Here is a 21,038-nt window from a genome sequence, read left to right on the forward strand (position 1 = left end):
GTAAGGCCGCCGCTGCGGCGAGATCACAAATTTTTATAATAGGTGTTCATAGAATAGAACGCACCCAATGCCCGAAGTCTCCCGACCGCCCGCGCGCGGCGCCGCGCCGCGCCCGGAGCGGCCCATTCCCGCCATCACCTATCCCGAAGACCTGCCCGTCAGCGCGCGGCGCGGCGAGATCGCGCGCGCCATCGCCGCGCACCAGGTGGTGATCGTCAGCGGCGAGACCGGCTCCGGCAAGACCACCCAACTGCCCAAGATCTGCCTGGAGCTCGGGCGCGGCCGCCAGCGCATGATCGGCCATACGCAGCCGCGCCGGCTGGCCGCCACGTCGGTGGCCAGGCGCATCGCCGAAGAGCTGAACACGGCGCTGGGCGAGGTGGTGGGCTACCAGGTGCGCTTCAATGACCGCACCGGCCCCAACGCCTCGGTCAAGCTGATGACCGACGGCATCCTGCTGGCCGAGTCGCAGCGCGACCCGCTGCTGCGCCGCTACGACACCATCATCATCGACGAGGCGCACGAGCGCAGCCTGAACATCGACTTCCTGCTGGGCTACCTGAAGCAGTTGCTGCCGCGGCGGCCCGACCTGAAAGTCATCATCACCTCGGCCACCATCGACGCCGAGCGCTTCGCGCGCCATTTCGCCGCCGCGGAGGACGCGCCGGCGCCGGTCATCGAAGTGTCGGGCCGGCTTTATCCGGTCGAAGTGCGCTACCGGCCGGTGCGCCAGGACGACGCCGAGGACGGCGCCGCCAGCGGGGCGCGGCCGAACCGCGAGCGCCTGGCCGGCGACGAAGAGCGCGACCTGATCGACGCCATCGTCGACGCGGTCGACGAGTGCGCCCGCCATGGCCCGGGCGACGTGCTGGTGTTCCTGCCCGGCGAGCGCGAGATCCGCGAAGCGGCCGAGGCGCTGCGCAAGCACCATCCGGCCGGCACCGGGATACTGCCGCTGTACGCGCGCCTGTCGCAGGCCGAGCAGGAACAGATCTTCCATCCGCGCGGCAATGCGCGGCGCGTGGTGCTGGCCACCAACGTGGCCGAGACGTCGCTGACCGTGCCCGGCATCCGCTTCGTGGTCGACAGCGGCCTGGCGCGCATCAAGCGCTACTCGTGGCGCAACAAGGTCGAGCAGCTGCGCATCGAGCCCATCAGCCGCGCCTCGGCCAACCAGCGCGCCGGTCGCTGCGGGCGCGTGGGCCCGGGCGTGTGCATCCGGCTGTACGACGAAGCCGATTTCAACGCGCGCGCGCCGTTCACCGACCCGGAGGTGCTGCGTTCCTCGCTGGCGTCGGTGATCCTGCGCATGAAGTCGCTGAAGCTGGACGACATCGAGCAGTTTCCCTTCGTCGAGGCGCCGCCCGGCCGCGCCATCGCCGACGGCTATCACCTGCTGCAGGAGCTGGGCGCGATCGAGCTGGCCGTGCCCGACGAGGATGCCGACGAAGGCGGCGAGGGCGCGCGCACGGGCTCTTCCTTCGTCCTGACGCGCACCGGCCACGAACTGGCCAAGCTGCCGGTCGATCCGCGCATCGGCCGCATGATCCTGGCCGCCCGCGAACAGCAGTGCCTGACCGAGATGCTGATCATCGCCGCGGCCCTGTCGGTGCAGGACCCGCGCGACCGTCCCATGGCAGAGCGCGAGGCCGCCGAGGCCGCGCATGCCAAGTTCGCCGACGACAAATCCGAATTCGTCTCCTTCCTGAAGCTGTGGCGCTGGTACGGCGAGCAGGTGCAGCACAAGGCGTCGCAGCGCAAGCTGGTGGCGCTGTTGCGCCAGAACTTCCTGTCGCCCGTCCGGCTGCGCGAATGGCATGACGTACATACCCAGCTCGCCGCGCTGGTGGGCGAGCAGGGCTGGCGCGTCAACCAGGCCGAGGCCACCTACGAGCAGCTGCACCTGGCGCTGCTGTCGGGCCTGCTGGGCAATATCGGCTTCAAGGGCGACGAGGGCGGCATGTATCGCGGCGCGCGCGACATCCGCTTCCACATCCATCCGGGCTCGCGCCTGGCCAAGAAGGGCGGCCGCTGGATCGTGGCGGCCGAACTGGTCGAGACCACGCGCCTGTACGCGCGCTGCGTGGCGCGCATCGAGCCGACCTGGCTCGAGCGGGTCGCCGCGCACTTGCTGCGCCGCAGCTGGTCCGATCCGCGTTGGGAAAAGAAGGCCGGGCAGGTGGTGGCCAACGAGCGCGCCACGCTCTACGGGCTGGTGGTCTATGCCGGCCGCCGCGTCCACTACGGGCGCGTCAACCCGCAGCATGCGCGCGAGCTGTTCATCCGTGAGGCCCTGGTGCCTGGCGAGATCGACACGCGGCTGCCGTTCGTGGCGCACAACCGCAAGCTGATCGCCGGCATCGAGAAGCTCGAACACCAGGCGCGCCGGCCGGACATCCTGGTCGACGACGCGCTGATCTACGCGTTCTACGACCGGCAGTTGCCCGACGGCATTTCGCAGACCGCCACGCTGGAAAAATGGGTGCATGGCCTGGACAAGCAGGCCGCCGCCGCGCTGCTGCTGACGCGCGACGAGCTGATGCGGCACGAGGCCGCCGGGGTCACCACCGACGTGTTCCCCAAGCAGGTCGAGTGGCAGGGCGTGACCATGCCGCTGGACTACCATTTCGAGCCGGGCTCGCCGCGCGACGGCGTGACGCTATCGGTGCCGCTGTTCGCGCTGAACCAGATCGACCCGGCGCGCTGCGAATGGCTGGTGCCCGGCATGCTCAAGGAAAAGGTGCATCTGCTGCTGAAGTCGCTGCCGCAGAAACTGCGGCGCCACTGCGTGCCGCTGCCCGACTATGCCGCGGGCTTTTATGAGCGCTGGTTCGAGCGGCTGGCCGACCCGCAGCGCGGCCTGGTCGACGCGCTGATCGCCGACATGTGGGAGCAGGTGCAGGTGCGCCCCGCGCCGGGCGATTTCAAGCAGGAAACCCTGCCGGCCCACTTGTTCATGAATTTCAAGGTGGTGGACGAGCACGGCCGCATGCTGGCGGCCGGCCGCAACCTGGCGCAGCTCAAGGCCGAATTCGGCAAGCAGGCGCAGGCTACGTTCCAGCAGTTGGCGGTGCGCGACACCGAGGTGGCGCAAGCCCTGGCGCACGAGAACCTCACGTCGTGGTCGTTCGGCCCGCTGCCGGAGATCATGGAGATCAAGCGCAAGGGCCAGTCGGTGATCGGCTACCCGGCGCTGGTCGACCGGGGCGCGCATTGCGACCTGGACGTTTTCGACGACCCCGACGAGGCGCGCCGCCATCATCGCGCCGGGCTGCTGAAGCTGTTCCGGCTGGGCTTGCGCGAGCAGGTGAAGTTCCTCGAGAAGAACCTGCCCGACCTGACCAAAATGAGCATGTTCTACATGAACCTGGGCACGCAGGAGGAATTGCGCGACCAGATCATCGATTGCGCCCTGGCCCAAGCCTGCCTGGCCGAGCCCTGGCCGGCCGACGCCGAGGCCTTCGAGGCGCGCCGCCAGGAAGGCAAGGGCCGCCTGGGCCTGCTGGCCCAGGAAGCGGCGCGCCTGGCGCACGCGGTGCTGGCGGAGTACGCCGCCTTGCAGCGCAAGCTGCCGCAGGCCAAGCCGCATGCGGCCGCCTACGCCGACCTGCAGCAGCAGATCGGCGCGCTCATGCCCAAGTGGTTCGTGCGCGATACGCCGCATGCGCAGCTGGCGCATTTTCCCCGCTACCTGAAGGCGGCGGTGGCGCGCATCGACAAGCTGCGCGCCGATCCGGCGCGCGATGCGCGGCTGATGGCCGAGATGGCGCCGCTGCTGACCCAGTACCAACGCGCCCGCGCCGCCCTGAAAGGCGCCCCTGACCCGCGCCTGGACGAGTTCCGCTGGCTGCTGGAAGAACTGCGGGTGGCGCTGTTCGCCCAGGAACTGCGCACGCCCATGCCGGTGTCGGTCAAGCGGCTGGCCAAGGCCTGGGAGTCGATGCGGCGCTAAGGCCGCTGCCCCCAAGGGCCTCGCGCTGCCCGCGCCGCTCATCGCGCGGGCAGTTGCCGGTGCTCCAGCCTGCTCAGCAGGCGCACCACCGGCCACAGCAGGGCCAGGTAGAACAGCGCCGCCAGCACGATGGGCGAGGGGTTGTACACCAGCGATTGGGCGTCGCGCGCCACGCGCAGCAGCTCGGGCAGCGCCACGGCGCTGGCCAGCGTGGTCAGCTTGACCACTTCCAGCGTATTGCTGATCAGGTCCGGCATGACATTGCGGGCGGCTTGCGGAATCTGCACATACCAGAGCGCCTGCCAGTTCGACAGTCCGGTGGAGCGGGCGGCCTCGATCTGGCCGCGCGGCACGCTTTCCAGGCCGGCGCGGAACACTTCGCCGTAATAGGAGGAGTTGTTCAGCATGAAGCCGATCGCCACCGCCAGCAGCTTGGGCAGTTCCAGCCCCAGGAAGGGCGAGCCGAAGTAGATGAAGATCAGCAGCACCAGCGGCGGCAGGGCGCGGAAGAAATCGATGTAGACCGCCAGCAGCAGGCGCGCCCAGCGGCGCTTGAGAGTGATCGACAGCACGCCGATCAGCAGGCCCGAGACCAGGCCCACCGGAATGACCAGGGCCGACAGCAGCAGCGTGCGGCCCAGGCCCTGCAGCAGGTAGGGCGCGACGTTCTTGTAGACATTCAGGTTGAAGAAGTTCTGCAGGATTTCATCCATGCCGTTTCCCCCGGGCCGTGCAGCGCGCCGCCGCGGCGTGGCGGCCGGCCGGTATTGGTATCAGTGCTTCCATTTGAAGCGGGTCTCGGTCCAGCGGCCCAGCAGCACGACCGGCACGAAGATCAGCAGGCTGGCCACCGCCGCCAGGGTCAGCGGCGTGGCGTTGCCCGCGTTGCTGCTGGCCGATTGGGCGTTGTTCAGGACTTCGCTCAGGCCGACCACGGAACCGAGCGCCGTGCTCTTGGTGATGGCGATGACGCGATTGGTGAGCGGCGCGACCGTCAGGCGCAAGGCTTGCGGCATGATCACGTAGGCCATGCTTTGCAGCCAGTTGAGCCCGGTGGAGCGGGCCGCCTCGCCCTGGCCGCGCGGCACCGACAGAATGCCGGCCCAGAAAATCTCCTCGGCGAAGGCGGCCAGCACCAGCGACAGCGACAGCCAGCAGGCGGTGAAGGCCGGCATGGCCAGGTTGATGTACGGGAAGGCGAAGAACAGCATCATGATCACGACCAGCGGCGGCAGGGCGCGCAGGATGTCGGCGAAGCACACGATCAGGAAGCTGAGCGGCCCGATGCGCGCGGCGCGCAGCACGGCCAGCGCCAGGCCGAGCAGCACGCCGGTGACGGCCACCGCGAGGCCGAGCTGCAGGGTCACCCACATGCCCGCCAGGATATCGGGCAGGTAGCGCCAGGCGATTTCGGCGTTGAAGAAGGAGAACAGCAGGGCGTTGAGATCCATCGGCGTCGTCGCGGCCGCCTCAGGCGGCATGTTCGGCCATGCGCGCCAGGAAGGCCTGGGTGCGCGGCTGGCTGGGGTGATTGAAAACCTGCTGCGGCGTGCCCTGCTCGACGATCACGCCGCCGTCCATGAAGACCACCCGGTCCGCCGCCGCCTTGGCGAAGCCCATTTCGTGGCTGACCACCATCATGGTCATGCCGTCCTGCTTGAGCTCGCGCATCACGTTGAGGACGCTGCCCACCAGTTCCGGGTCAAGCGCGCTGGTGGGCTCGTCGAACAGCACCACCTTGGGCCGCAGCGCCAGCGAGCGGGCGATGCCGACGCGCTGCTGCTGGCCGCCCGACAATTGATCGGGGTAGGCGGCCGCCTTGTCCGCCAGCCCGACCCGCTCGAGCGCTTCCAGGCCGCGCCGGTCGGCCTCGGCGCGCGGCAGCTTCTGCACCTTGCGCAGCGCCAGCGTGATGTTCGACAGCACGGACATGTGGCGGTACAGATTGAAATGCTGGAACACCATGCCGATGTTCTGGCGGATGCGGTTCAGCTCGGCGTCGGCGGCGGTAATCTCGTCGCCGTCGACATGGATGGTGCCGGCGGTCGGCTCTTCGAGCCGGTTGCAGCAGCGCAGCAGGCTGCTCTTGCCGGAGCCGGACGGGCCGATCATGAAGACCAGCTCGCCCTTGGCGACGTCCAGGTCGATGCCCTTGAGGACCGGATTGTCGCCATAGGCCTTGTACAGGCCGGCGATCTTCAGGATCGGTTCGTCCATGCAATGCTCCTCGTGATGACGGGGCGGCGCGCGGCAGGCCCGCGCGCCCGTGCTAGTTGCAGCGCAGTTCGGCCGGCGTGGCGTCGTAGCCGGGCAGCCCCGGCACGCCCTGGCCGGGCGCCACGGTCACGGCCGCCGAGCCGGGCGCCGGCGTGAAGCCGAACCATTTCTGTGCCAGCTTGGCGACGGTGCCGTCCTGCTTGAGGCATTTCAGCGCCATGGAAACGCGGTCGCGGCCGGCCTTGTCGTCCAGCCGGAACGCCAGCGCCCAGACCAGGCCGGTTTCGATGGTGTAGGTGGTGCGCACCGCCGGATTCTGCTTGGCGACCCAGGCCGCCACGGTGTTGCCGGCCAGGTTGGCGTCGGCGCGGCCCGCCTGCACGGCCTGGACCGCGTCCGCGTTGGAGGCGTACACGTCATAGGTGAAACCGTACTTCTGCGCATTGTCGCGCGCCCAGTGCTCGTAGGCGGAGCCCTTGTTCACCGCCAGCTTCTTGCCCTTGAGGTCGCCCAGCCCGCTGATGTCGGCGGCCTGCCTGGGCACCACGAAGGTGTAGTCGGTGTTCAGATACCCCTCGGAAAACAGCAGCGCGCGGGCGCGCTCTTCGGTGGCGGTGGTGGGCGCCAGCACGAAATCGTATTTTTTGGCGTTCAGCCCGGGGATCAGCGCCGCGTACTCCGTGCCTTCGATGTTGATGGTGGTGCCCAGCTGCTTGGCCAGCGCCTGGCCCAGCTCGATGTTGAAACCGTCCAGGCCGCCGCCCAGCTTCGGCATGGCGTGCGGCGCGAACGTGGCGTCGACGCCGCTGGTCAGCGGGCGTTCGGCATGGGCATGGCCGGCGGCGGCCAGCCAGAGCATCAGGCCGCAGCGGCCGGCCAGTGTCAGGGTGCGGGTAAGGCGGTTCATGTCGGGTCCTTTACGGAAGAGGGGCGCTGCCCAGCGCCGGGCCGGCGCCCGTGCGCTCGAGGATCAGGCCGTAGTGCTCCGGCCGGCGATGGGCCGCGAAGTTGAAGATGTGCTGCTTGAATGTGTCGGCCAGGGCCAGGTCGGCCTGGCAGACGATCACCTCGTCTTCCTCGCTTTGCGCCTGCGCCACGATTTCGCCGGTCGGCGCGACGATGGCCGACCCGGCGATCAGGTGGCTGCCATCTTCGATGCCGGCCTTGCCGGCGGCCGCCACCCATACCGCGTTCTGGTAGGCGGCCGCCTGCAGGCTGAGCAGATGGTGGAACATGCGCAGGTGGCTCGGTTCATTCCAGTGGATGTTCACCGAGGGCGTGTTGTAGCCGAGCGCGACGATCTCGGCGCCCTGCAGCGCCATCACGCGCCAGGTTTCCGTCCAGCGGCGGTCGTTGCACAGGCACATGCCGATGCGGGTATTCATGGTTTCCCAGACGTTGAAGCCTTCATTGCCCACTTCGAAGAACTTCTTCTCCAGGTGCTGGAATGGCGCCTGCGGCTTGTGGTCGCTGTGGCCCGGCAGGTGGATCTTGCGATAGCGCCCGACAATGCGGCCCTCCGCGTCGACCAGGATGCTGGTGTTGAAACGCCGGCCGTCGGCGGCGATCTCGGCATAGCCCAGGTAGAAGCCGATGCCCAGCCCGCGCGCCGTCTCGAACAGGATGCGGGTCTGCGGGCCCGGCATCTCTTTCTCGAAGTAGCGTTCCATCGCCTCTTCGTCGCTCATCCAGTAGCGCGGGAAGAAGGTGGTCAGGGCCAGCTCGGGGAACACCACCAGGCGGGCGCCGCGCGCGTGGGCCTCGCGCATCATCGCCAGCAGCCGGGCGACCGTCTGGCTGCGCGTTTCCTGGGGCTGGACCGGCCCCATCTGGGCCACGGCCAGGCCGAACGGACGTTTGCTCATGGAATCATCCTTGTCTGGACAGGCTGTTCGTGAAGTACTTGCGCACCAGCGCGTTGGGGTTGCCGTTCAGGCGCTGGCGCAATACGGGTTCGGGCGTGCCGCGTTGCAGGAACCGGCCGCTGCCGCGCTCGACCTTCAGTTCGCCATCCTCGACCGCGACCCGGCCGCGGCTGACCACTACTTCGGGCCAGCCGCGCACGGTCTTGCCCTCGTACGGCGTGTAGCCCACGTTGTCGTGCAGCATGCGGGTGGAGATCGTGACTTCGCGCTCGGGGTTCCATATGGCGAGGTCGGCGTCGGCGCCCACCGCGATGGTGCCTTTCCTGGGGTACAGCCCATAGGTGCGCGCGTGGTTGGTGGCGGTCAGCGCCACGAAGCGCTCGATGGAGATGCGTCCGGCCAGCACGCCTTCGGAGAACAGCAGCGGCATGCGCACCTCCAGCCCGGGCACGCCGTTGGCGACGTCCTTGAAGGTGGTCTGGTCGCCCTTGGGCAGCTTGCCGCTGGCGTCATAGCGATAGGGCGCGTGATCCGAGGAGTACAGCTGCAGCGTGCCGTCCGTCAGGCCCTGCCACACCGCCTGCTGCGAGGCCGCGTCGCGCGGCGGCGGGCTGCAGCAGTACTTGGCGCCCTCCAGGCCGGGCAGGTCGATGTCGCCCGCCTCCAGGAACAGATACTGCGGGCAGCTCTCGGCGTGGATCGGCAGGCCGAGAGCCTGCGACGAATGCACCACCTGCACCGCTTCCAGGCCCGCCACGTGCACGATCAGGATCGGCACGTCCATCATGCGCGCCAGCGCCACCGCGCGGTGGGTGGCCTCGCTCTCGGCGAGCGGCGTGTGCGCCACCGCGTGGTACTTGGGCGCGGTCATGCCGCGCTCGACCAGGCGGCGCGCCACCCAGCGGATCATGTCGTTGTTCTCGGCGTGGACCATGACCAGGGCGCCTTCGCGGTCGGCCACTTCCAGCACGTCCAGCAGCTGGTAGTCGTCGAGCTTCATGCGGTCGTAGGTCATGAAGACCTTGAACGAGGTGATGCCGCTCTTGATCAGCTCCGGCAGGTCGCGCTGCAAGGCCTGTTCGGTGGGGTCGGACAGGATCAGATGGAAGCCGTAGTCGATCACCGCCTTCTCGGCGGCGCGCCGCGCGTAGTCGGCCACCACCTCGGGCAGCTTGTCGCCGCGATGCTGGGCGGCGAACGGGATGATGCAGGTGGTGCCGCCGAACGCCGCCGACACGGTGGCGCTGTAGAAATCGTCGGCGCACATGATGCCCATGCCCGACAGCTGCTCGACATGGCAGTGGCTGTCGATGCCGCCGGGCAGCACCCAGCGGCCCGCCGCATCGATGTCGCGGCGGCCGGGCGGCAGTCCCGGGCCGAGCGCCGCGATCACGCCGTCGCGCACGCCGATGTCGGCGTGGAAGGTGTCGCTGGCCGTGCTGATGCGGCCGTTGCGGATGGTCAGGTCGAAGGGAGTGTCGGTCATGGCTGCCGCCCCTCAGGCCGAGATGTCCTGGCGGCCGCCGGCCGCCAGCGCCAGGCCGACGCGCCGCACGGTGGCTTCCAGTTCGGCGGCGGTCGCCGGGTCGATGCGCATGCCCGGGGCGCGCAGGGCGTGGCTCTTGATGGCGCCGCGGCGCTGGTAGACGTACTTGCGCAGGGCCAGGCCGATCTTGGGCTGGAATTCGTAGCGGATCAGCGGGCAGTAGCGGTCGAACACCGCCGCCGCGCCGGCGTGGTCGCCGCTGGCATAGCGCTCGTAGATGGCCACCAGTATCTCCGGGAAAGCGAAGCCCGTCATGGTGCCGACGGCGCCGCGCTGCAGCTCTTCCAGGAAGTACACGCCGCCCAGGCCGCCGAAGATCTTCATCGCCTCGTCGCCGGCCAGCTCGCGGATGCGGCTGATCTTCTGCGCCACCGGCGGCTCTTCCATCTTGATCATGTGCACCCCGCCCTCGCGGCCGAGCCGCGCCACCACTTCGGGGCGGATCTCGGTGCCGAACGAGTCGGGAAAATCGTGGATCACCACGGGAATCTTCACCGCGTCGGCGACCGCCTTGTAGTAGTCGAACAGCAGCGCGTCGCCGGCGTTGTCGAGCGGCGCGGCGAACACGGCGTCGGCGCCCAGGTCCTGCGCCTCGCGCGCCTGCTCGATGGCGCCGGCGATGCCGTGGGCGCGCACGCCGACCCAGACCGGCACGCGGCCGTCGGTATGCTTGACGAAGGTTTCCAGCACCTGCCGGCGTTCGGCGCTCGACAGCTTGTGCAGCTCGCCCAGGAAGCCCAGGATGGCCAGGCCGGTGACGCCGGTCTCGAGCAGGAAGTCGACCAGCGAGCGGATGCTGTCGGTGTCCACCGCCAGCGCATCGTCGAAGGGCGTCGGGCAAATGGTGAAGACGCCCTGGGCGTCGGGTATGGCGGCCATCATCTCTCCATCAGGATGCGTGGAAAACCGAAATCGGCAACTGCGTTTCGGATGTCATCCTAATGCGGAAGTTTTAGACCTCCACTTGCTTTTTTATTGCCTTTGTATAACAGCCTGTTAAGTCAAGGTTTACCCTTGGCAGGGCTTTCCCGCATTGGCTCCGTCAGCTCGAAGCCCTGCTCGCGCAGGGTGCGGCGCAGCGCGTCGACGAAATCCTGCGCCAGCTGCGACAAGGGCTCGAAGCGCGATTGCACCAGGTTGGCGGTGAGTATCTTGGCCTGGTCGATGGGCCGCACCACCAGGTCGCCCGAGCCGCGGCTCTTGACGGAAAACTCGTCGACGATGGCGATACCGGCGCCGGCCTGCACCAGCGAGCAGGCGTTCTGCGGCGAACTGACTTCCACCGCCAGGCGCCGCGTATGGCCGGCCTCCCGGTACATTTCCTCGACCAGCGTGCCGAACGGCGTGTGGATGCCGTACGAAATCAGCGGATACGGCTGCATGTCGGCGATCGACAGCAGCGAACGGTGCGCCAGCGGATGGTTGTAGGGACAGATGCACACCAGGCGCGCCTGGCCGACCGGCTGCGACAGCAGGTTGGGGTGCTGGACCGGCAGGATGACCACGCCGAGTTCGGCGTGATTGTCCAGCAGCATCTGCGTCAGCGGCTGGTAGGTCAGCGGCTGGAATGTGACCTTGACGTCGGGATGGGTGGCGCGAAAGCGCGCGATCGACAACGGGATCAGCATGTGCCCGATGCTCGGGCTGGACACCAGGTGCAGGATGCCGCTGCGCCGCTCGGCCAGTTCCGAGGCCAGCTCGCCGACGCGCCGCACGCCGGCGTACACGGCCTCGACCTCGCGGAACAGCTGGCGCGACTCGGGCGTGGGATAGAGGCGTCCCTTGATCCGTTCGAACAGGGTGAACCCCAGCCGCTGCTCGGTGTGCGAGAGCAGGCGGCTGACCGCGGGCTGCGAGACGAACAGCAATTTGGCGGCGCCGCTGATCGAACCGGTGGTCATGACAGCGCGAAAGACTTCGATCTGCCGGAGATTCAATTGCATGACGGGTGGGCCTCCCTGGGCCGAATGCTACATAACAAAGGGTTAAGGGTGTCGCACAAATCGACAATACTTGCTTATCGGCCGGCACGGCTAGACTGCTTGCCGTACGCAATGCGGCCGCGCGGCCGATGCGCCCGTCGAGGACAGCCGAATGGAACAGACCCTGTTTGTCATCAATCCCAATTCCACCCAGGCGGTGACGGATGCGTTCGACGCCGCCCTGGACCCGCTGCGCATGGGCGACGGTCCGCGCATCCAGTGCCTGACGCTGGCCGAGGGGCCGGCCGGGGTGCAGACCCAGCTGGACGTGGAAAGCGTGACGCTGCCGCTGGTGCGCCTGGTGCGCGAGCTGGACGCCAGGCATGGCGCGGCGGCCGCCGGCTACGTGATCGCCTGTTTCAGCGATCCCGGGCTGCACGCGGTGCGCGAGGCGACCGCCAAGCCGGTGCTCGGCATCAGCGAGTCCGGCATGCTGACCGCCCTCACGCTGGGGCAGCGCGTGGGCGTCATCGCCATCCTGCGCCAATCGCTGGCGCGCCATGGCCGCATGTTCGGCGCCATGGGGCTGGCCGGGCGGGTGGCGGCCGAATTGCCGCTGGATCTGGGCGTGGTGGAGCTGTCCGACGCCGCGCGCACGCGCGAGCGCCTGCTGCAGGTGGGCCGGCGCCTGCGCGACGAGCACCAGGCCGACGTGCTGGTGCTGGGCTGCGCCGGCATGGCGGCGTACCGCGGCTGGCTGCAGGAACAACTGGGCGTGCCGGTGGTCGAGCCGACCCAGGCGGCCACCGCGCTGGCGCTCGGCCGCATCCGGCTCAACTGGCATGGTGCCTGAGGCCGCCATGCGCATTCCGGAGCTGATAGAGCGCCTGACGCATCTGGTGGGCGACGACGGGCTGGTGCTGGATGCCGAGGGCCAGGCAGCCTACGTGCGCGACTGGCTCGGCAAGTGGCAGGGCAGCACGGCGGTGGTGGCGCGGCCGCGCAACGCCGCGCAAGTGTCGGCGGTGATGCAGCTATGCCACCAGACCCGCACGCCGGTGGTGCCGCAGGGCGGCAACACCGGCATGAGCGGCGGCGCCACGCCGGACGGCAGCGGCGCCCAGGTGATCCTGAGCCTGAATCGCATGAAGCGCATCCGCGAGGTCGACCCGGTCAACAATACCCTGTGCGCCGATGCCGGCGTGCTGCTGGCCGAGGTGCAGGAAGCCGCCCGCGCCGCCGGCCGGTTCTTCCCGCTCAGCCTGGGCGCGGAAGGCAGCTGCACCATCGGCGGCAACCTGGCCACCAATGCCGGCGGCACGGCGGTGCTGCGCTACGGCAACGCGCGCGACCTGGCGCTGGGGCTGGAGGTGGTGCTGCCCGACGGCCGCATCTGGAACGGGCTGCGCGGCTTGCGCAAGGACAACACCGGCTATGACCTGACCAGCCTGTTCATCGGTTCGGAAGGAACGCTGGGCATCATCACCGGCGCCGTGCTGAAGCTGTATCCGGCCGCGGCCGGCCGCGCCACGGCCTGGGGCGGCGCCGCCACGCTGCCTGCGCTGGTGCAACTGCTGACCCGCCTGCAGGCGGCCTGCGGCGAACGCCTGACCGCATTCGAGATGATGTCGGCCAGCTGCCTGGAACTGGTCCTGGCACACGTCAGCGGCGCGTCCAGCCCGCTGGCCGGACGCCACCCGTACTACGTGCTGTTCGAATTGACCGACACCGAACCGTCCGGGCTGTCCGCCCTGATGGAGCAGGCGGCCGGCGCGGCGCTGGCGGAAGGCCTGCTGCAGGACTGCGCCATCGCGATGAATGAAGCGCAGGCGCGGGCCATGTGGCGGCTGCGCGAGGGCATCTCGCAAGCCCAGGTGCGCGCGGGCAAGGCGGTCAAGCACGACATCGCCTTGCCGGTGTCGCGCCTGGCCGCTTTCGTGGAAGAGGCGGGTGCCGCGCTGGCGGCGGAATTCCCCGCGCTGCCGGTGGTGAACTTCGGCCACATCGGCGACGGCAACCTGCACTACAACGTGCTGCTGCCGCCGGATGTGGCGGCGCCGGAATACGCGCGGCTGACCGCCGCCCTGAACCGCCGGGTGCACGACCTGGTGGCGCAGCTCGACGGCAGCATCAGCGCCGAGCACGGCGTGGGGCAATTGCGCCGCGACGAACTGCGGCGCTACAAGTCGCCGGTGGAAATGGACCTGATGTGGATGATCAAGCGGGCGCTGGACCCGAACCACCTGATGAACCCGGGCAAGCTGCTGTAGCCCGGCCTGCCGCGACGCGGCTACAGCGTGGTCTTGTCGACCAGTTCGTCCTTGCCGTAGAACTTCACGCCGATGTGGATGCGGTCGCGGCCCTGCGAGCGCCGGTGGCGGTTGGTGTCGCGCAGTGAATACACGCAGCCGCAGTATTCCTGCTGGTAGAAGTTCTCGCGCTTGCTGATCTCGATCATGCGCTGCGAGCCGCCGCCCTTGCGCCAGTTGTAGGTCCAGTAGACCAGGTCGTCGTAGCGGGCCGCCGCGCGCTCGCCGCAGCCGTTGATCTGGTTCATGTCCTTCCAGCGCGAGATGCCCAGCGAGCTGGTGATGGTGTCGAAGCCATGCTCGTGCGCGTACAGCGCGGTGCGCTCGAACCGCATGTCGAAGCACACGGTGCAGCGTTCGCCGCGCTCGGGTTCGTTTTCCAGCCCCTTGACCCGCTCGAACCAGTTGTCCATGTCGTAGTCGGCGTCGATGAACTCGATGCCGTGCTGCTCGGCGAAGCGGATGTTCTCCTGCTTGCGGATCTCGTACTCTTTGACCGGGTGGATGTTGGGGTTGTAGAAGAAGATGGAATAGTCGATGCCGGAGGCCTGCATGGCTTCCATGACCTCGCCGGAGCAGGGCGCGCAGCACGAATGCAGCAGCACCTTGCGGCGGCCGGTGGGCAGTTCGAGTTTGGGGCGCACGAATTCGGACATGGCGAAGCAGTATTGCAGCGGTAAAAACCGTTATTTTACGCCGGGTTGGACGCCGCCGCCGGGTTGTCTCCCAGCACCGCGCGCCATAGCGCGTCGACCGCCGCGCGCTCGTCGACCAGCTGGTCCTGCGGCACCCGCGCCTTTTCGGTGCCCTGCAGGCGCAGCTGGTGCTGGGTGCGCCGCAGCGTGCGGTAGGCGTCGCCGGCCCGCTGCGCCAGCTCGGCGGGAATCAGCCCGGCCTCGCCGGCCAGGCGCAGCAGGGCGATGTTGCCCAGGTTGTTGACCAGCACCCGGTGCGTGCCGGCATGGCACAGCACCAGGTACTGGGTCACGAATTCCACGTCCACCATGCCGCCGCGGTCGTGCTTCAGGTCGAAGTCGCCGCTATGGTTCGGATGGCCGGCGCTGATCTTGTCGCGCATGGCCAGCACTTCCCGGCGCAGCGCCGCCGTGTCGCGCGGCTGCACCAGCACCTCGGCGCGGATGCGCTCGAAGCGCGCGCCCACCGCGGTATCGCCCGCCGCATAGCGGGCCCGCGTCAGCGCCTGGTGTTCCCAGGGCCAGGCATGCTTGAGCTGGTACTGCTCGAAGGCCTCGACCGAGACCGCCAGCAGGCCGGCCTCGCCATCGGGGCGCAGGCGCAGGTCGGTCTCGTACAGCCGCCCGGAGGAGGTCATGGTGGACAGCCAGGAGGTCATGCGGCGGCCCAGCTTGGCGTAGACCTCGGCCGCATCCTCGCGCGGGTCGTCGAACAGGAACACCAGGTCCAGGTCGGAGGCGTAGCCAAGTTCCTTGCCGCCCAGCTTGCCATACGCGATGACCGCGAAGCGCGGCTCGGCGCCGGGCAGCTTGTTGACCAGCGGCCAGGCGCGCCGCACCGTCTCGGCCAGCAGCATGTCGGCCAGCGCGGAAAGCTGGTCGGCCAGTTTCTCGACCGTGAGCTCGCCTTCCAGGTCTTGCGCCAGCAGCTGGAAACTGGCCTGGCGCTGCACATCGCGCATCAGGTTCATCTGGCGTTCGATGTCCGGCTCGCCGTCGGTCAGCCGGCAGGCGTCCAGGTCGGCCGCCAACTGCTGCGCCATCTGCGCGAAATCGAGCGGCTCGAACAGCGTGCGCCAGTCGATCAGGCTGTCGAGCAGCAGCGGGTGCTGGGTCAGGTACTGGGCCGCCCACGGACTGGCGGCCACCATGCGGGCGACCCGCGCCAGGGTGTCGGGGAACTCGGCCAGCAGGGCCAGGTAGGCGCTGCGCTGCGCGATGGCCTCGATCAAGTCGAGCAGGCGCACCGCGGCCTGCGCGGGCGCGCCGGTCTGGCGCGCGGCCGCCAGGGCCGCCGGCAGCAGGGCCTCCAGGCGGCGCCGGCTGCTCTCGGGCAGGCTGCGCACGCGATGGCTGTCGAGCAGCGATTCGGCGCGGCGCAGCAGGTCGTCGGCCGCGTCGCCGTAGGCCTGGCGGATCTGCTCGCCCAACTGGCTTTCGGCGTCGCCATTGCCGCCCGCCGCGGCCGCCACCGCCATGGACGGCGTGCCGCTGTCCTCCGCGTCGCCCATGCCGGCCAGCCGGAATGCGTTGCGGAACATCTGCGAAACGAAGGCGCGGTGCCCGGCCAGCGTGCGCTCGAATTCGCCGGCCTCCAGACCGAGCGCCGCGCCCAGCTGCGCGCGCTGGCCGGGGTCGCCGGGCAGTAGATGGGTCTGTTCGTCCTCGCGGTATTGCAGCGCGTGTTCGACGCGGCGCAGGAACCGGTAGGCCTGTTCCAGGCGCTGCGCGTCGTCGGCGCTGATGAGGCCGGCGGCGCGCTCCGCATGCAGGGCCTGCAGCAGGCCGCGGCGCTGCAGCGCCGGCATGCGGCCGCCGCGCACCAGCTGGAACAACTGCACCACGAATTCGATCTCGCGGATGCCGCCGTCGCCCAATTTGATGTTGTTGGCGCTGTCCACGCCGTTGCGCGCCAGCGCGCGCCGCTGCCAGTCCTGGCGGATGCGCTCGCGCAGCGCCCGCAGCGAGGCCAGCGCGTCGAAGTCGAAGTACTTGCGGTAGACGAACGGGATGCGCAGGCTTTCCAGTTGGCGCGCCTGCGGCGCGGCGTCGCTGTCGGGGAAGGCCTGCGCCGGGATCAGCCGCGCCTTCAGCCAGGCATAGCGTTCCCATTCGCGGCCCTGGGCCACCAGGTAGTGCTCGAACGCGTCCAGGCTCCAGGCCGGCGGGCCGGCGTCGCCATCGGGGCGCAGCCGCAGATCGGTGCGGAACACCTGTCCGTGTTCGTCGGCTTCGGACAGCACCGGCATCATGCGCCGCGTCAGGCGTCCGTAGAACTCGTGGTGGCTGATGCGGCGCGGCCCGTCGGTCTCGCCTTCCTCGCCATAAAGCATGACCAGGTCGATGTCGGACGATACGTTCAGTTCGCCGCCGCCCAGCTTGCCCATGCCGACGATCAGCATTTCCTGGGGCGCGTCGGTGGCCGGGTCGCGCGGGATGCCGTGCACGGCGGCCAGTTCGGCCGCCACGCTGCGGTAGGCGCCGGCCACGGCGAGGTCGGCCAGCGCCGTCATGGCGCCGCCCACCTCTTCCAGGTCGGCCAGGCCGGCCAGGTCGCGCACCATCAGGGCGGCGAAGGTCCGTTCGCGCAGCTTGCGCAGGGTTTCCCGGCACAGCGCCACCGGCAGCACGTCCGGCGCGCCGGCGCCGGCCAGTTCGGCCTGCCAGGACGCCAGCGCGTTGGGGGTGACCGGATGGCGCGCGGCGGTTTCCAGCCAGGCGGCCAGGTCGGGGTGGGCATCGACGCGGCGGCGCAGGTAGCCGGACCAGGCCAGGGCGGGGGCGAGCAGGGAAGCGGGCATGATGCGAACAGGCAGACGGGAGAGCGCGTTTCGGGTATAAGGGGACGATACCCCAAGACGCCTTCGCTGCCCACTGATCCGTGTCCTTGTCTGCCAAAGTCATCCGCTGTCTGCTCTGGAGCGTGCTGGCCGTCTACATCGTCGCGGCGCTTCTGCTGCTCGGACTGCGGTACTGGGTGCTGCCCGACATCGACCAGTGGCGCCCGCGCATCGAGGCCTACGCCAGCGAAGCGCTGGGGGCCCAGGTCTCGATCGACCGCATCGAGGCGGACTGGCGCGGCCTGAACCCGCGCCTGACACTCACGGGCGTGGCCATCCACGACACACAGCCCGAACCGGTGCTGGCCTTGCCGTCGGTCTCGGCGGTGCTGGGCTGGCGCAGCGTCGTGCTGCTCTCGCCGACGTTGCTCAGCCTGCGCATCGAGGGGCCGGAACTGCTGCTGCGGCGCGATGCCGGCAACCGCTTGTGGGTGGCCGGCCGCTCGGTGGACCTGGACGCCGCCGGCGACGGCCGCCCGCCGCGACTGCTGCAATGGCTGGCCGGGCAACGCGACATCGCGCTGGTCGACGCCACGCTGCATTGGCGCGACGAACGGCGCGGCGCGCCCGATATCGCCCTGCGCAACGTGAACCTGCGCTTGCACAATGGCGCCTTGTCGCATCGCTTCGCCTTGAGCGCCGAGCCGCCCGCCGGCCTGGCGCGCGACCTGTCGCTGCGCGGCCGCTTCGCGCGCAACCCGTTGCTGACCGGGCAGCAGCGCTTCACCGGCGAGCTGTATGCGGAGGTCAACGATGCCGAGCCGTCCGCCTGGGCGCCCTGGCTGGCGGTGCCGCCGGTGGCCGGGCGGGCGGCGGCGCGCGCCTGGCTGACCCTGGACCAGGGCACGGTGACGGATGTGACGGTCGACACCTCGGTGCGTGGCGTGCATTGGCAGGCCGAAGGAGCAACCGCGGGGTTCGGCCTGGACGAGGGCACGCTGCGCCTGCAAGGGCCGCCAGGCGCCGTGGTGCAGTTCGCCGACATCCCGCTGGCGCCCGGCGGCGACGGTGCCGGCCTTGCGCTGCGCGGCGAACTGGCGGGCCTGCGCATCGACCTGCCGGGGCTGTTCGATCCTGCGCTGCTGCAGGCCGACACGGTGCGCGTCGACGCCAGCGTGCGGCGCCCGGCGCAGCAGCCGGCGGTCGTGGATGTGCGTCAGCTCGACATCGTCAATGCCGACCTGGACGCGCGCCTGCACGGCCGCTGGACGGCGCAGGGCAGGACCGCGGCCGGCACGGCCGATTTCGGCGGCAACCTGGCGCGCGCGGCGATGCCGGCCATTCACAAATACTTGCCGCTGACCGTCAATGCCGATGCGCGCGAATGGCTGGCGCGCGGCCTGCCGGCCGGCCAGGCGCGCGACGCCTCGGTGACGGTCAAGGGCGACCTCGACGATTTTCCCTTCGGCCGGCCCGACGACACCGGCCAGTTCCGCATCGCCGGCGCCTACGACGGCGCCATTGTCGACTACGCGCCGGCGCGCGGCGACCGCAAGGGCTGGCCCCGGCTGGAGAACCTGGCGGGCCATTTCGCGGTGGACAAGGTCAGCCTGTCGGTCGACAGCCCCGGCGGCGCCATCATCCGCACCGGTGAAGGACATACGGTGGAACTGGGGGCGGTCACCGCGTCCATCCCCAACATGGAAGAGCGCGCCACGCTGTACATCGACGGCGCGACGTCGGGGCCGGTGCCCGCGTATCTGGCGCTGGTCGACAACTCCCCGCTGGGCCGCCTGCTCGACGGCGCCCTGGATGAGGCGCAGGGCAGCGGATCCTGGCAGGTGCCGCTGAAGCTCGAGGTGCCGCTGCTGGACGCCGAGGAAACCAAGGTCGACGGCCGCATCGTGTTCGGCGGCGACACGTTCCGCTTCGTGCCGGAGATGCCCGAATTGCGCCAGGCGCAGGGCGAGCTGCATTTTTCCGAGCGGGGCGTGCGCACCGACGGCGTGCGCACCGAATTCCTGGGCGGGCCGGCGCGCATCGCCGGCCAGCTGGAGCAGCGCGGCGATGCGCTGCGCTTCGACGGCACGCTGACCGCCGCGGGCCTCAAGCAGCTGGCCGACAGCCCGGTCATGGCGCGTTTCTCCGGCCAGACGCCGTACCGCGGGCAACTGTCGTACGGCGCCGGCGGGGCGCTGGATATTGCCGTCGAATCCGATCTCGCCGGCCTGGGCATCGACCTGCCGGCCCCGGTGGGCAAGGCCCGCGCCGCCGCGCGACCGCTCAAGGCGCGCTGGGGCCCGGCCGCCGGCGCGACCGGCCGCGACCAGCTGTCGGTCGCCCTGGGGAGCGACATGACGCTCCTGCTGGAGCACACCCGCGGCGCGCGCGGCGGCCCGTATTTCCCGCGCGGCGCGCTGGGTGTCGGCCGGGCGGCCGCGCTGCCCGCCGCCGGCCTGGCGGTGGATATCGCCGCGCCCGAACTGGACCTGGATGCGTGGGAAACGGTGGCCGACAGCGCCGCGCCCGCGCAGGACGGCAAGCAGGACGGCCGCGTGCTTCCCGAACTCAGCCGCATCGACCTCGAAACCGCGCGGCTGCGGGTGGCGGGGTGGGACCTGGACGAGCTCACGCTGCATGCCACCCGGCCGCAGCCGGCGCACTGGCAGGTCGACCTGCGTTCGCGCCAGGCGGCCGGATCGCTGGCGTGGCAGGAGGCCTCCGGCGCGATCGCCGGCCAGGTCACGGCGCGGCTGTCGCACCTGGCGCTGGGCAGCGAGGAAGCGTCGGAATCGCCGGCCGACGACACGCCCATGGCCGATGACGACCTGTCCGACATTCCCGCCGTCGATTTGCGCGCCGAGCATTTTTCCCTCTATGGCCGCGACGTCGGCGCGCTGGAACTGCTGGGCACCAATCTCGAGCGGGGGCGGCTGTGGCGCCTGGACAAGCTGCGCATCGCCAACGACAGCGCCACCCTCGACGCGTCGGGCAACTGGCGGCTCGACGGCGCCCAGCGCGGCCTGTCGGTCGAGGCCACGGCCCAGTTCAAGGACCTGGGCGGGTTCATGGACCGTATCGGCTACAAGCAGATGGTCGCCGGCGGCAGCGGTTCGGTGCATGGCAAGCTGACCTGGCGCGACCTGCCCTGGACGCACAATCTCGCCAACATCGACGGGCAGGCGCGCATCAGCCTGGACAACGGCCGCTTCCTGAACGTCAATTCGCGCAGCGCCCGGCTGCTGGAGCTGCTCTCGCTGCAATCGGTGCAGCGCCTGGCCAAGCTGGAATTCAATCCGGCCAACCTGCTGCGCGACGGCTTCCCGTTCGACACCATCCGCGGCGACATGGCGCTCAGCCGCGGCATCCTGCACACCGAGGGCTACAAGCTCAACGGCCCGGTCGCGACCATCGTGCTGGCCGGCGACACCGACATCATCGCCGAACGCTGGGACCTGAACGCGGTGGTGATCCCCAACCTGGACGCCAGCGGCGCGGCCGTGGCCACCGCGCTGGCGGTCAACCCGCTGATCGGCCTGGGCGCTTTCGTGACCCAGTGGCTGCTCAAGCAGCCACTGGCGCGCGCCATGACCATGGAGTACACGGTGACCGGATCATGGGACGACCCCAAGCTGGCGCCGGTCGAGTCCAAGGCCCAGCAGACGCCCAAGCCGGTCGAGGACCACATCGAGCATTGAGCCGGCCTTGCCGGATCCCGCCGGCCCGTTCCGGGTGCGCCCGGCCGCCGCGGG

14 protein-coding genes are annotated in these 21,038 nt (G+C 69.7%); 4 read left to right on the forward strand and 10 right to left on the reverse strand.

Features of this window, described 5'->3' with window-relative positions; all coding sequences use genetic code 11:
• Window positions 1-67: 67 nt before the first annotated feature.
• Window positions 68-3,952, forward strand: a complete 3,885-nt coding sequence (hrpA, locus tag CAL24_RS07245) for an ATP-dependent RNA helicase HrpA (RefSeq protein WP_094806209.1) — start codon at window positions 68-70, stop codon at window positions 3,950-3,952.
• 38 nt (window positions 3,953-3,990) lie between these two features.
• Here the strand turns inward: hrpA and CAL24_RS07250 are convergent, their stop codons facing one another.
• The 8 genes from CAL24_RS07250 to CAL24_RS07285 form a co-directional block, all read right to left on the reverse strand.
• Complete coding sequence (locus CAL24_RS07250) at window positions 3,991-4,665, reverse strand: amino acid ABC transporter permease (protein ID WP_094806210.1); 675 nt, start codon at window positions 4,663-4,665, stop codon at window positions 3,991-3,993.
• A gap of 60 nt (window positions 4,666-4,725) precedes the next feature.
• Entirely contained in the window at window positions 4,726-5,403 is a 678-nt protein-coding gene (locus tag CAL24_RS07255) for an amino acid ABC transporter permease (protein ID WP_094806212.1), read from the reverse strand.
• Between the two features lie 19 nt (window positions 5,404-5,422).
• On the reverse strand, window positions 5,423-6,169 hold the full coding sequence (locus CAL24_RS07260) for an amino acid ABC transporter ATP-binding protein (protein ID WP_028354158.1): 747 nt from the start codon (window positions 6,167-6,169) through the stop codon (window positions 5,423-5,425).
• A gap of 52 nt (window positions 6,170-6,221) precedes the next feature.
• A complete protein-coding gene (locus CAL24_RS07265; protein WP_028354157.1) occupies window positions 6,222-7,076 on the reverse strand; it encodes a transporter substrate-binding domain-containing protein in 855 nt (284 codons plus the stop codon).
• A gap of 10 nt (window positions 7,077-7,086) precedes the next feature.
• Window positions 7,087-8,034 (reverse strand): N-carbamoyl-D-amino-acid hydrolase, encoded by a 948-nt coding sequence (locus CAL24_RS07270; RefSeq protein ID WP_094806214.1) that lies wholly within the window; start codon window positions 8,032-8,034, stop codon window positions 7,087-7,089.
• Between the two features lie 4 nt (window positions 8,035-8,038).
• Window positions 8,039-9,520, reverse strand: coding sequence for a dihydropyrimidinase (hydA, locus tag CAL24_RS07275; protein WP_094806215.1), 1,482 nt, complete (start codon window positions 9,518-9,520; stop codon window positions 8,039-8,041).
• A 12-nt stretch (window positions 9,521-9,532) separates the two neighbouring features.
• Window positions 9,533-10,459, reverse strand: coding sequence for a dihydrodipicolinate synthase family protein (locus tag CAL24_RS07280; protein WP_249278484.1), 927 nt, complete (start codon window positions 10,457-10,459; stop codon window positions 9,533-9,535).
• Between the two features lie 122 nt (window positions 10,460-10,581).
• Window positions 10,582-11,523 carry a LysR substrate-binding domain-containing protein gene (locus CAL24_RS07285; protein ID WP_028354153.1) on the reverse strand — a complete coding sequence of 314 codons (942 nt, stop codon included), beginning with the start codon at window positions 11,521-11,523 and terminating at the stop codon, window positions 10,582-10,584.
• Between the two features lie 151 nt (window positions 11,524-11,674).
• Between CAL24_RS07285 and CAL24_RS07290 the strand changes: the two genes are divergently transcribed.
• Together CAL24_RS07290 and CAL24_RS07295 are read left to right on the forward strand one after the other, a co-directional pair.
• Entirely contained in the window at window positions 11,675-12,355 is a 681-nt protein-coding gene (locus CAL24_RS07290; RefSeq protein WP_094806219.1) for an aspartate/glutamate racemase family protein, read from the forward strand.
• Window positions 12,356-12,362: 7 nt separating this feature from the next.
• Entirely contained in the window at window positions 12,363-13,772 is a 1,410-nt protein-coding gene (locus CAL24_RS07295) for an FAD-binding oxidoreductase (RefSeq protein WP_094806513.1), read from the forward strand.
• A 20-nt stretch (window positions 13,773-13,792) separates the two neighbouring features.
• On the opposite strand, the gene CAL24_RS07300 is transcribed toward CAL24_RS07295, so the two are convergent.
• Window positions 13,793-14,467 carry an epoxyqueuosine reductase QueH gene (locus tag CAL24_RS07300; RefSeq protein WP_028354150.1) on the reverse strand — a complete coding sequence of 225 codons (675 nt, stop codon included), beginning with the start codon at window positions 14,465-14,467 and terminating at the stop codon, window positions 13,793-13,795.
• 35 nt (window positions 14,468-14,502) lie between these two features.
• Entirely contained in the window at window positions 14,503-17,307 is a 2,805-nt protein-coding gene (gene glnE / locus CAL24_RS07305; protein WP_028354149.1) for a bifunctional [glutamate--ammonia ligase]-adenylyl-L-tyrosine phosphorylase/[glutamate--ammonia-ligase] adenylyltransferase, read from the reverse strand.
• An 80-nt stretch (window positions 17,308-17,387) separates the two neighbouring features.
• Here glnE and CAL24_RS07310 point away from each other — a divergent pair, with 80 nt between their 5' ends.
• Window positions 17,388-20,984, forward strand: a complete 3,597-nt coding sequence (locus CAL24_RS07310) for a YhdP family protein (RefSeq protein ID WP_094806221.1) — start codon at window positions 17,388-17,390, stop codon at window positions 20,982-20,984.
• Window positions 20,985-21,038: the final 54 nt, after the last annotated feature.

Origin of the sequence: Bordetella genomosp. 2, from assembly GCF_002261345.1 — a bacterium.
GTDB lineage: Bacteria > Pseudomonadota > Gammaproteobacteria > Burkholderiales > Burkholderiaceae_B > Bordetella_A.